This is a genomic window from Leptospira levettii (genome assembly GCF_002812085.1).
Classification (GTDB): Bacteria; Spirochaetota; Leptospiria; order Leptospirales; family Leptospiraceae; genus Leptospira_A; species Leptospira_A levettii.
In genome coordinates this window covers 705,229-717,447 of the sequence record NZ_NPDM01000001.1, presented here as the reverse complement: position 1 = coordinate 717,447, position 12,219 = coordinate 705,229, and the positions used below count along the sequence as shown (strand labels likewise).

Here is a 12,219-nt window from a genome sequence, read left to right as displayed (position 1 = left end):
TTTTGTATGAGCAAACTAATTTCGTCTATCAATTTACGTCTTATGATCCTCGGTGTGATGATCATATTATTTATCATTCCCCTTTCTATGGTTGGTTCCTTAATTGAAGAGAGAAATCAATCTAGACTAGATGCAGTTTCTGAAGTAGGAGAAAAGTGGAGTCAAAACCAAACATTCCTTGGACCAATTTTAGTTATTCCGTATAACATAAGAATTCCAAAGTCAGGGAATGCACAATCCAAAGAAAAATGGGATTATATCACAGAGTATGCATATTTTCTTCCAGAAGATCTTTCATACCAAGTAGGGATGGTAACAGAAGAAAGAAAAAGAGGAATTTATCATATTCCACTCTACACAAGTAAAATTAATGCAAAGGGAAAGTTTGCACCCGTAAAAATAACAGATTTTCCATTAGATACAACATACATTTATTGGGATGATATCAGAGTTATTGTTTCAGTAACCGACTTAAAAGGTTTAGGTGGTGATCTAAAATTAACTTGGAATGGCAAAGAAAAAACATTTACACCAGGTACAAAATCAAATTTTTTTCCTTCGGGAATGAGCCTTCCCATTCAATTAGAGGAGAATGAAGGAAATTCTGTTTTTACTATGGATGTTTCCTTAAAAGGATCAGATACTTTTTCAATCATTCCGATTGGAAAAAAAACAAAAATGATGATGGAATCTAATTGGAGAGATCCTTCTTTCAATGGAAATATTTTACCAGTTGATAGAGAGATTTTTGATGGTGGTTTTCGTTCTCTTTGGGAAACATCTTATTTTTCACGTTCATTTCCACAAGTGATTCATTCATTGGACGATTCGATTCTTAACTCAATTCATAATTCTGCATTTGGAGTGAGTTTATTGATTCCGGTTGATCACTATCTAAAATTAGAACGTTCAGTAAAGTATGGATTACTTTTTATAGTTACGAGTTTTACACTATTTTTTCTCATGGAAGTGTTTGGTGGAATTTTATTACATCCAATTCAATATGTGTTAATTGGATGTGCTATGGTTATCTTTTATGTTCTCAACTTATCCTTATCTGAACATATTGGATATTTAGTTTCCTACATGATTTCGTCTCTCTCAGTGACTTTTTTAATTAGTTATTATGCAATCCATGCGTTAAAGAATAAGAAAAAAGGGATTATGACAGGAATTTATTATCTCTTTTTATATTCATTTTTGTATATCATATTAGCATCAGAAGACCAAGCGTTGTTACTCGGATCAATCACACTCTTTATGATATTGGCACTTGTAATGCATTTTACCAGAAAGGTAAATTGGTATGAATTCGGAATGAATATAGAAAACAAATAGATCAAATATACTCTGTAGTGAATTTCAAATTTGCTACAGAGTTCATTTTAATGATTCTAGGTACTTTTCTGGACTTTGTCCTATCATTTATTGAGGTGTTTTTACAATCCAAAACTCCATGGAACAATTTTAAATTTAGAGTTTCAAAAAGAATTTAAGTATTCCTATTTTTCAAGTTTCTCGGGAATGCCAAACATACCAGAAAGCTATTCCGTCATTACAATGAATTTGGTGGAAAAAAAAGAAGGTGTCATTTTATCTCTTTGCCAAACAGGATTTTTTTCAGAAGAACAACAAAAACATTCAGAGTAAAACTGGAGGCAAATATTAGAAAAAATAAGAATACTCGCAGAAGATGGATCTGTCTGATTCTTGAACATTTTTTGTGATTTCAATTCTATATGTCGCTAAAAACTCAAAATTGATTAAAATTTCGCCTTCACGTTTTGAATTGGTATAGATTCTTAATTTTTTACTCGTCTCTATAAGAGTATGCACTCTTTAGATGATAGGATGAGTTATTTTTTTCGGAAAATAGGTGCATTTTTATTTGTTTTTGTAGTTTATTTCGCTTCTGGAAAACTAAGTTTATACCTATCTTCGATTGATGGTTACAGCACTCCCGTTTGGCCACCTGCAGGATTTGCTCTTGGTTTTATATTAATCTTTGGTAATCGAATTTGGTTTGCGCTTTTTTTAGCAGCTTATTTTACTAACACACATTTTTTTGATCCAGATTTCAACTGGTTCAAAACGATCACAAACAATCCTCAAAATATTTTTATCTCGATTGGTAATTCCATCTCAGCATTGTTTGGTGGATATTTACTTAAGAAATATTCAGATTCAAAATTGAATATTTTTTCGGTAAGGGATCTATTATCTTTTTTTGTTTTAGCTGGTCCATCCGCAGCGATTGTGTCTTCCCTGATTGGTAGCATTTCATTATTGTCTTTCGGTATCATTTACAAAGATTTTTTATTTCAAACATGGTTTACGTGGTGGTTAGGTGATTCAATTGGAATCATCATATTTACTCCCATTCTCATTTTGACATACAAATGGTTATTAAAAGAAGAAACCGGAATGCGTTTAGTTCTTTTTACTTCCGCAACGATGGGAACATTTCTTCTTACACTTACAATTTTTTTTGTAACAAGAGATTGGGAAAAAGAATTTATCCAGTACAGAATTAAGTCTGATGGACAAATCATATCTTCAGAAATCGAAAACCGTATTTTGGAAAATTTACGTGTTGTAAAGTCATTAGGTTCTTTTATTAGCCTACAAAAAAACATGACTAAAAAAGATTTTGATACTTATGCAAAATCTATATTGGATGAAACAGAAAGTGTTTCTGCTTTATCTTGGAATGTTTTAATACCGAATGCAAAACGTATTGAATACGAATCGAGGTTAAAGATCGATTATCCTAGTTCAATAGGAATTAATTATAAGGAAGGAAATGAATCCAAAATTTCACAAACCAAAGAGAAATATATTTTTATACGATATATTTATCCTATTCTTGGCAACGAATCTGCAGTAGGGTATGATGTTTTCTCAAATCCAATTCGAAAAAAAGCCTTACTAAACGCAATGGAAACAAATCGATTGGAAATGACTGGAAAAGTAAATTTAATCCAAAAGGGATCAGATAATACTGGTTTGTTAGTATTTTATCCTTTGAATAGAAATGATGGTGAATATGGATTTGCAACTGCCGTTATTAAAATCATTACAATTATTAAAAAATCATTAATTGGAAGTGATCAAAATAATCTTTGTGTGCAAATATTGGAAAGTGATGATGAAAATACTAATGAAGTATATAATCGTAATTGTATTGCTTCACAGGAAAAAATATTCTCTGATTTTTCTCATAGTCATAGAATGAAGATTGGAAGCCATCTTCTGACATTTAGAATTGTTGCTACAAAAGAATATTTTGAAAAAAACTTAACAAACGCTTCTCGATTTATACTCATTATTTCTTCCTTGTTAACGGGACTTCTTGGAATACTAATGCTCATCATTCTTGGAAAAGAAAAGAGCATCCAAGAAATTGTTGAAAAAAGAACTTTCGAATTGCAAAAAGCAAACCGAGTAAAGTCAGAGTTTCTTGCAAACATGAGTCATGAGATTCGCACCCCTATGAATGGGGTTTTGGGGATGTTAACATTGTTAGAAGAAACCAATGTGGATCTTGAGCAAAAGGATTATTTGGACAATGCTAAAAAGTCTGTTTTATCGCTTCTAACGATCATCAATGATATCTTGGATGTATCCAAATTAGAAAACCATAAATTAGAAATTATCCCAACTGAAACAAATGTATATAAACTTTGTCGAGACATACAGTTGTTGTTTCAATCTGATGTGATTGAAAAAAATCTAAAATTTAATTTGGATTTTACAATTGAAGATACTAACTTACATATATTGGTCGATGAAAATCGATTGAGGCAAGTATTAAACAATTTGATTAGTAATTCATTGAAATTTACGCCGAGTGGAATTATCACATTAGCAGTAAAATTAGATCCAAGTCGAAAGTTTATTGAATTTTGTGTTCACGATACGGGGATAGGAATTTCAGATGAGAATATTAAAAGATTATTTGATCGATTTGTCCAATTGGAAGATGCTAGAACAAAACGATTTGAGGGAGCTGGTTTAGGTTTATACATTTCAAAACAATTAGTGAATTTGATGGGTGGAGAAATCAAAGTTGATAGTATTTTGAATATTGGATCTACCTTTAAGTTTACGATTCCATTCCACCAGGTATCTGTTCCTAAACAATTCATCCCGCGAATTGAATCACCTGAGACCTTTAATTTAAAAAATATAAACGTGCTTGTTGCAGAAGATAATCTCCTGAATCAGAAATTTGTTAGAAAGGTTTTAGAGAAGGAAAAAGTTCACGTAACGATTGCTTCAAATGGCATAGAAACGATTCAACTTTTAGATGCGTCTCTTGTTGATGAGAGTAAAAAATATGATTTAATACTTATGGATGTTCAAATGCCAGAACTGGATGGATTGGAAACTACCAAACGTATCAGAAATCGTAAAGATGAATACCAACGTATACCAATTATTGCATTAACTGCCAATAACATGGATTCTCAGATACAAGAGTACTTAGAAAATGGAATGGATGATTGTGTCAAAAAACCAATTATTCTATCTGAGTTACTTAATTCGATTTATAAAATATTTTCAAAATCAATTGATTCTAAAATGTAATTGAACATCTAAAACCTCTGACAGCATAATAGGAATCTGCTCCATTATGATAAACAAAAACTGTTCCATATCGATAATCACAAAAGAGTGCACCACCTAACTTTCTGATCTGGTTCGGAGTTTCGATCCAACTGGATGTTTTTTTGTCAAATTCTCCAAGAGATTGTAAGTATCGATATTGTTCTTCATTTAACAATTTTGCACCAATTTTGTTTGCAAAATCAATGGCATTGTTTTTAGGTTTGTTCATTTTTCTAGATTGGAGAGCATCGTTGTCATAACAACAACTCCTTCTGCCTTCTGGTGATTCTTGTGAACAATCAAAGAAGGTAATGAGTTTATTTTTTTTATCGTAAAAGACAATGTCTGGTTCGCCACCAGATTCTTCCATTCGCTTAAGCACAGTTACTTTGTCTGGATGATTTTTTAATTTTTCTTCAATCCAATTCCATTGAATTCCCTTGTGACGGTTTGGGAAACTTTCAAATCTTTCTTTTAAAATGTGGAGGAGTTCATCTTGGTTCATATAGGTCAATTCAAAAGCTTTTGTATGATACATTACCAACAATAGATAAGATCATTGAAACTTGATAGTAGTTTGATTCTTTTTTAACATTTATGCAACCATAAAACACCATCTGTCTGTTAGGGCATCTCCAATTTTTAGCCACCCATTCGAATTTGGAATGACAAAAAAAAATCCGTTTTATGTATGTTTGTTGAAAGTGTTGAATATAATATTTTTTGTACAATAAATAGGGATTAGTTTTGAAATTTATTTTACTATTTTTAACTATGTTGAGTTTGAATGCCTGTCTTCTCAATCCCATTGTACAACAGGTGTTATGTTCCGAGAAAAACAATGATTCTCGAGATTCTCTCCTCTTTTGGTTATTCCTTGCGAATCAAAATTATTATGTCGAACTCAATCGAAATTGGGCCGGTATCAAAAAAGGCCAAACCTTACAGTTATCGGCTCAATACTTTGTTTTCGGTCAAAATACTAGTACAAGTTTTCAATGGTCTAGTAGTGATGTTTCAGTAGCAACAGTTGATCAAACTGGTCTTGTGCAAGGGATTTCGAATGGTAAAGTTTCAATCATTGCCTCGACTCTTGATGGAAGGGCGAGTGCCGTGAGTGCCGTTTCCGTCTATTCTGGATATGTCTATACGACTCTTAATTTTATCGATAGTGTTGGTCACTTAACGATGGATGAGGTCAGCGGTGTTTTAACATCGAATGGTACAGCTTCCGTCCTTCCAGGAAGTGACCCAAATGGAATTGTGACAGATCCAGGTGGAAAGTATTTGTTCACTGGAGATTTTGGGAGTGGGAACATATCGCATTTTCTCATCAACCAAAGCACAGGGGCATTAACAGCAAATGGTAATACAATCGCTGGTGCCAATCCTCGCAATTTAGTAGTGACTCCTAATGGTAAGTATGTGTATCTTGCATCAGAAGGTACACAATCAATTAGAGCCTTTTCTATAAATGGGGATGGTACTCTAACATTTATTAATTCCTTTTCTACTTCTATTGGGCATTCGCAAATCCAAATCTCGCGGAATGGAAATTTTATTTTTTATCTCAGTCAAAACCTAACGGAAGTTGTATCCTATCGAATTAACTATAACGATGGAAATTTAACTTTGGTTGGAACCAGTCCAACATTTGCCAATGATGGGTCAGGGAGCATTGCCACTCATCCCAATGGAATTTATTTGTATGTAGGTTCCTTTCCTTCAATCACAATTTTAAGGTTTGATAGCATATCAGGTAACTTGAGTTTTGTGGATTCTGTCTTACACTCAAAGACAATCAATGGTTCTGCCTTTCATCCGAATGGTCGATTTTATTATACTGTAGATATCAATAATTTTTCAATCTCAGGTTATTCTGTTGATCCAAATAATGGTAGAATATCATTATTCCAAACTTTAACTGGATTTGTTGGAAGTAGTTTACGGTTTATCATCATTGAACCAGCAGGTCGGTATGCGTATGTTGCTGACAACAGCGGAAATATTAAACATTTAAATATCAATGAATCCACTGGTGAGCTCACACTAGTTGGGACTGTAAATCCAGGTAGTGCTCAATGGAATTTGACTTTTTTATAGAAACGAAAATTTTTTCGTAGAAATTCTAAAACTTACTCACTTCAGAATTTTTTTATGAGAAGATTCTGAATGGAAACTTTCTATTTTGTCCTTACGTAAAATGTCTATATTTCGGTTCGAATCCGCTGGTTTTCTTTTACGATATATTTTTCAAATTCATTTTCATAAGATTTTACTTTTTCAGAGATTTGTTTTTTTGTTTGATAGAGTGTTGGGTATTTTTCTAGTGAAAATGTTTCTGGTTCTATCATCACTTCACTTTCTTTTTGTTCTATATCGTAAACTAATTGGTCTAATAGTAAATGATATGTGAAATAAAATGCAATTATCTCCATCTTATTGTCATAATCTTTTAAGCCTTTAATTGTATCAAATTTCTCAATTAAGTTTTTTCCAATGTCGTTCAATGAAATGACTTTCTTTTCGATAGAATCTTTTGAATCTCTGATTTCAAGGAAGGCATGTAATAAAGGCAAACTGGCAATTTGATTGATCAATATGATTTTTGTTAATTGTGTTTTTTCAAAATCATCCAATAAAAATTGTTCGAATTTTGTTAATTTGATTTTTTGAGAAACCAGATAATTTTGTATGAATAATGATTCAATTGCGTAAGCATCAGCTTCAAAAAGCGCCTTTACGATTCGATTATTTTTATAAAATATGAAATAACGTTGGCTATTAAAAAAATCATAAGCATGAGTGAATTCATGCACTAATGCAGAATAAAATATACTTGGATGTTTATCAAATTGATCTAAAAAGTAAGTTCCTATGACAATTGCTGGTTTTTTGTTTTCATTGTAAAAATCAACAAATCCCATTGCTGATAAATCTTGATTTCCATTTACATCGATTAAAAAAGTAATTTCGCCTTTCATGGCTTGGTTAATCATAAAATTTACTTTTTGTTCAACGAGATCATGTTTTTTCGGAGAAGTTTTAAATACAGTTTCAAATTGTGTAATTGCATTTCTTAATATAGGTTCGTAATCAGTTAGTGTCTTTGTATTAGTTTCATCTCCCAAAAGTATCGTTGGGAAAATGAATAAGAGTAATAGTAAGGAATATTGTTTCATTTTATGTACATTGTTTGAATACAGTTTCATTGTTTCGTTAGTTTCCTTTGGAGATCTCATTCGGAAGCTTTTAAAGTAGTTTCGATATTGACTTCTTTTAAAGTCCATCCTTCGTATGTTTTTAAAAAGAATATATGGAAAATTTCTTCACCTGATTTTATTTTTAAATACTTCCCAAAAATGTAATTTTGCTTGTTTGTTAGGTCTACGTTTTCTGAAATTTCATTTGGATTTAAATTGATAAGGGAATTTGGGAGATAAAAAATTCGATTGGAGATTTCATTTTTAGAATTGATGATCTGAATTGGATTTCCAGAGATTTTATATTCTTTTTTGTCTTTTTCTTTTAATACAAAATTTTGATCCAATAATTGCGCAATGTTGTATATGTTTTTGTTTTTTAAGATTTTAAATGTTTCATTGATATCGAGTGTTTCGCTGACACTTGCCGATCCTTTAAAAGAGAGTTTGATACTTGAAACCTTTTGGTTTTGAACTTCAATGCTAAAATTTCTACTACGATCGTATGAGTAATATTGGATTGTAGACAATTCTTCTTTCGTTTCTTCATCAAAGGCATTTCTGATTTCGTCTGGTTTACCAAATGAAGAAACAACTTTCTCAATTGGATCACCTAGATTGATCTCATTGAGTCCATAGTATTTTGGATTTTTATTTCCTTGGATTTGAATCGCCCACACTAAGTCTGGCCTTTTGTTCTCGGATTCCACAACTAATATATGTTCGTCTAATTTGTAGGCATCATAACTATACCCATCTTCAAATGTATGTGATTTGAATGGTTTGCCATAAAGTTCGGAAACTAAGTTTCGTTTTTGACCGAGTTTAATTCCATACATCATAAAGAGCTTTGATTCTCCAAAAATAGTGAATGGGAAAAGGACAATTATGATAAGAAGAGGAGCTGTTATTTTTGATTTCATTAGATATTGGTTAGGTTCTGTCTATTTTCTTAGGATTTTATCGATTGATTTCCCTTTGGCCAACTCATCAACAAGTTTATCTAAGTACCTCACATTTTTGGTCAACGGGTTTTGGATTTCTTCGACTCGATATCCACAAATCATTCCTTTGATTAAAGATACATTCTCATTCAATGATGCTCTTGAAAAAAATGTATCAAAGGTTACATTTTCTTTGATCAGTTCTTTAATTTTTTTTTCATCAAAAGAAGTGAGCCATTCAATCACTTGGTTTAATTCTTTTACAGTTCTTCCTTTTTTTTCAACTTTTGCGACATACATAGGATATACGGAGGCAAAGGACATTTTTGCAATTTTTTGATGGTGTTCTGGCGTAGGTTCCATACTTTAATTCTCTCTTCTAGTTTTGTAATGGTGTGCTATATTTCCAGAGGAAAACATTTTGGTATCTATCAAATCTAATCTAACTGGTGTTTTTAAAGGGTGATCACTAAATAACCTGGGTCCTTGTCCAACAATGACCGGATGGATGACAAATCGGTATTCATCAATGAGTCCCAAACTAGAAAGTTGAGATGCGATACTTAAACTTCCAATACTAATATCCCTACCAACTTGTTTTTTAAGAACTTTTACCTCTTCTTCGAGTGACCGAGTAGCAATGGTTGTATTGGAATCTGAAACTTTTGTGACCGTATGAGAAAAGAGAATTTTTTCAAGGGAAGTAAAAACGTCAGCGAATTCATTACTAACGGGAGACATTGATTTATTTTTTGCAACATCAGGCCAAAATGGGACCATCAAGTCATAAGTGATACGTCCATACAAGATTTGGTCTGATTGTTTCAAAAATTCGGTGAAGTATTGGTGTAGGTCCTCATCGACAACCATGCCTGTATGGCCATAAAACCCATCCGATGAAACATTGATTCCAAAGACAACTTTTCTCATTCGCCTTTTTATATAAGCTTCGTTTTGGCTTGGAAGTACATTTTGGACTTCTACAAGGTCAATTTAGAAATTTTCTAAGCAAATGTTACATAAAACGTTTGTTTGTAAGAGCTATTTTGAATCTCAATTGGGAAGATTCCATTTTGAATTCAGTTCAAGATTTTTAAACACACCACACAATCACACACTCATTATTAAAAATGAAATGCCAATCAAAAGAGAGATTGGGTTGTAAATTCGTTTTGTATAGAATACAAATATTGGTACCCAATATTTTGTGACCCAAGGGAGATATCCCAATAATCCTCTTAAAAGAAAGACGATTGCTACAAAAATTTTACCATACCGAATCATATTGATACTTTGCGGATTTAAACCAAAATTGCTTCGAACCAACCATAAAATTGGTAAACATGAAAACAAAAACAATCCAATTGCTACCACAAAACAGCTGAATGGTGATGGAAAATAGTTTCCTCTTCCAAATACTTTGTTATTTAAATCTTGTTTGTTTTTTCCTGGCCATAATCCACCAAATGCCCAGTATATATGGATAGAAGCAAGCAGGATGAGGAGTAAAGAAGTAGAGATAACAATCATTAAATTGAGATTCATATTGGTTTGATTTTATTTAGTAATGAAAATACGAATCTTGTATACAGTCCCATTACATATCTAATGGGACTTGGATTCAATTTTGACTGATGTAATTATTGTTTTGATTTCATTTAATTTAGGTTCGAAGTCTTCAAATGGAATTCCTGTACCAATAAAATAAAAATAATCCTTTTGGGGGAAAATCCAAACTGCTGATATAATTTTTTTTTCTTCTTCCTTTTCATTATAGATAGAATAGGAAAAAAGACTATAACCTGCTAAATTTCCATTGATCCGAACTGTCTTTGGTTCAATTAAATAGTCAAAATTTTTCAACTCGAGAGAAACATAAAATAACAATTTTCGTAATGTCTTAGGTATGTTTCGAAACTCTAAATTGTTTTTTTGTATTTTGACATTGACTGTCGTCAAATACTCATCATTCTCTAGGTCTCCTTTTCGAAGTGAAATGATTGGAATCTCTGAATTTTCTTGTAACAGTTTATTAAACTTTGGCGAACCCAAATTGACACGTTGCAGATTGTCCTGAAACTCTTCTGTTGATACTTCATCCCAATGAACTGGAACTTCCATAGAAAACCCCAATGATTTTAGCTGTTTAACTGGGGGCGGATTCGCAATTAATAGTGAGGTAACGATTGTAAAGACTAAAAACCAGGTAAATTTTTTCATTTATGAATGCATCCTCTTAAATTAACAAATCCCCATAAATTGTTTAGTTTATAACTGAAAATGCCATCTTTGATTTCACTTACACTTTCAAATATAGGTGGAACTAACCATTCCGCTTCTAATGTGATGAAGCCCCTCTTTTTATTTTCTTCTGCTATTGCGATCCCATTTTTAAATGAGCCAATATAATCGAAGTTTGGTTCTATGAAATAATCTCCTCGTTTATTGATCTTTCCATATTTTTCTTTGATCTTAATTGTTGCGTAACCTTCTGAAAAATCATACACATCATCAAATTTTGGCTCGATAACAATTTTCCCAGTTTCATCCAAAAATCCCCATTTGTGATTCAATTGAAATCGAATTAAACCTTCCTTTACTTGTCCCAAATAATCATATTTAGGTGGTATTAGAATCTTAAAATTGGAATCCATCAAACCCATTTTTTTGTAGTGAGTAAATGTGAGATGCCCTTCATAAAAATAAGATTTAATATCATAAAGATCATGAACAAATTTTTTTTCGATCCCATTTGTATTCACAAGTCCCTGGTGTTCTTCTCGTTTGAATACTGCCCATCCGTTGTGAAAATTAGTTAGAAAATCATATTTTGTAGGTAAAATGAATTTTCCTTTTGTATCTATAATTCCGTAATTGTCGTCATTTTGAACTAATGCATAACCATTGTAAAATGAATATGCCTCATCAAATGATAGATTACCTAACAGATTTCCTTTTTTATCTAAATATGCCTTTGGATCTCTAAAACTGGCACCATCACGGTATACGGCAAATCCATTTGAATAATCACCTACGAATTCAAGATCGTAGGCAAATACAAGTTTATCCTCTGTATTGATAAAACCATATTTTCCATTTTGTTTTGCTCGAATCCACTCTTCAGAAACATCCGATAAATCTTCGTATCTACTATGATTAACTTTGATTTTGGGATCAGGAGCATACAAATAATTATTTTTTTGGCTACCTGAATACAATTCTATTAATCGGAAGCTTAGGTTACAACCTTTGTAAATTGGATTTGGTTTTACAGGTAAACTCGAACAACTTAAAATCGCTGTTAGACTCGAAAAACATAAGAAAAGGTATATATCTTTCATTCAGATAACGATTGTAAAATTATGGTTTGGATTTGAACAGTATATTTCTATGGTTTAATATGCAAAATGAATAGAATGTTGGAAGTGGAATTTTTTTCTGCGCCCCGGATCGACTGAGCG

The 12,219-nt window shown here is 32.0% G+C and carries 11 protein-coding genes; 3 read left to right on the top strand and 8 right to left on the bottom strand.

What is annotated here, in order from left to right:
* The first annotated feature begins 6 nt into the window (after positions 1-6).
* Both creD and CH354_RS03240 read left to right on the top strand, forming a co-directional pair.
* Positions 7-1,338 (top strand): cell envelope integrity protein CreD, encoded by a 1,332-nt coding sequence (gene creD / locus CH354_RS03250; protein ID WP_100726022.1) that lies wholly within the window; start codon positions 7-9, stop codon positions 1,336-1,338.
* Positions 1,339-1,851: 513 nt separating this feature from the next.
* Positions 1,852-4,590 (top strand): CHASE domain-containing protein, encoded by a 2,739-nt coding sequence (locus CH354_RS03240; protein WP_100766364.1) that lies wholly within the window; start codon positions 1,852-1,854, stop codon positions 4,588-4,590.
* On the opposite strand, the gene CH354_RS03235 is transcribed toward CH354_RS03240, so the two are convergent.
* Complete coding sequence (locus CH354_RS03235) at positions 4,580-5,116, bottom strand: DUF4256 domain-containing protein (protein WP_100726025.1); 537 nt, start codon at positions 5,114-5,116, stop codon at positions 4,580-4,582. The two genes, CH354_RS03240 and CH354_RS03235, sit on opposite strands and share 11 nt — an antisense overlap.
* A 242-nt stretch (positions 5,117-5,358) precedes the next feature.
* Between CH354_RS03235 and CH354_RS03230 the strand changes: the two genes are divergently transcribed.
* Positions 5,359-6,714 (top strand): beta-propeller fold lactonase family protein, encoded by a 1,356-nt coding sequence (locus CH354_RS03230; protein ID WP_243395943.1) that lies wholly within the window; start codon positions 5,359-5,361, stop codon positions 6,712-6,714.
* Positions 6,715-6,818: 104 nt separating this feature from the next.
* Here the strand turns inward: CH354_RS03230 and CH354_RS03225 are convergent, their stop codons facing one another.
* The 7 genes from CH354_RS03225 to CH354_RS03195 form a co-directional block, all read right to left on the bottom strand.
* Entirely contained in the window at positions 6,819-7,823 is a 1,005-nt protein-coding gene (locus CH354_RS03225; protein ID WP_243395942.1) for a hypothetical protein, read from the bottom strand.
* A gap of 26 nt (positions 7,824-7,849) precedes the next feature.
* The gene (locus CH354_RS03220; RefSeq protein WP_100726027.1) at positions 7,850-8,737 is read right to left on the bottom strand and encodes a hypothetical protein; all 888 of its coding nucleotides are present in this window, start codon (positions 8,735-8,737) and stop codon (positions 7,850-7,852) included.
* 21 nt (positions 8,738-8,758) lie between these two features.
* Positions 8,759-9,121, bottom strand: a complete 363-nt coding sequence (locus CH354_RS03215) for a DUF2200 domain-containing protein (protein WP_100718462.1) — start codon at positions 9,119-9,121, stop codon at positions 8,759-8,761.
* A gap of 3 nt (positions 9,122-9,124) precedes the next feature.
* A complete protein-coding gene (locus CH354_RS03210) occupies positions 9,125-9,688 on the bottom strand; it encodes a dihydrofolate reductase family protein (protein WP_100726028.1) in 564 nt (187 codons plus the stop codon).
* Between the two features lie 180 nt (positions 9,689-9,868).
* The gene (locus CH354_RS03205; RefSeq protein ID WP_100726029.1) at positions 9,869-10,303 is read right to left on the bottom strand and encodes a DUF3995 domain-containing protein; all 435 of its coding nucleotides are present in this window, start codon (positions 10,301-10,303) and stop codon (positions 9,869-9,871) included.
* Between the two features lie 60 nt (positions 10,304-10,363).
* Positions 10,364-10,879 (bottom strand): hypothetical protein, encoded by a 516-nt coding sequence (locus CH354_RS03200; protein WP_238760372.1) that lies wholly within the window; start codon positions 10,877-10,879, stop codon positions 10,364-10,366.
* A 95-nt stretch (positions 10,880-10,974) separates the two neighbouring features.
* Positions 10,975-12,099: a WG repeat-containing protein gene (locus CH354_RS03195; RefSeq protein WP_100726031.1), complete on the bottom strand. Its 1,125-nt coding sequence runs from the start codon at positions 12,097-12,099 to the stop codon at positions 10,975-10,977.
* Between the last annotated feature and the right edge of the window lie 120 nt (positions 12,100-12,219).

Bases quoted from the DNA above. Each gene is read 5' to 3' on its own strand.
- creD (WP_100726022.1), top strand. From the start codon at position 7: ATGAGCAAACTAATTTCGTCTATCAATTTACGTCTTATGATCCTCGGT.
- CH354_RS03240 (WP_100766364.1), top strand. From the start codon at position 1,852: ATGAGTTATTTTTTTCGGAAAATAGGTGCATTTTTATTTGTTTTTGTA.
- CH354_RS03235 (WP_100726025.1), bottom strand. From the start codon at position 5,116: ATGAACCAAGATGAACTCCTCCACATTTTAAAAGAAAGATTTGAAAGT.
- CH354_RS03225 (WP_243395942.1), bottom strand. From the start codon at position 7,823: ATGAAACTGTATTCAAACAATGTACATAAAATGAAACAATATTCCTTA.
- CH354_RS03220 (WP_100726027.1), bottom strand. From the start codon at position 8,737: ATGAAATCAAAAATAACAGCTCCTCTTCTTATCATAATTGTCCTTTTC.
- CH354_RS03215 (WP_100718462.1), bottom strand. From the start codon at position 9,121: ATGGAACCTACGCCAGAACACCATCAAAAAATTGCAAAAATGTCCTTT.
- CH354_RS03210 (WP_100726028.1), bottom strand. From the start codon at position 9,688: ATGAGAAAAGTTGTCTTTGGAATCAATGTTTCATCGGATGGGTTTTAT.
- CH354_RS03205 (WP_100726029.1), bottom strand. From the start codon at position 10,303: ATGAATCTCAATTTAATGATTGTTATCTCTACTTCTTTACTCCTCATC.
- CH354_RS03200 (WP_238760372.1), bottom strand. From the start codon at position 10,879: ATGGAAGTTCCAGTTCATTGGGATGAAGTATCAACAGAAGAGTTTCAG.
- CH354_RS03195 (WP_100726031.1), bottom strand. From the start codon at position 12,099: ATGAAAGATATATACCTTTTCTTATGTTTTTCGAGTCTAACAGCGATT.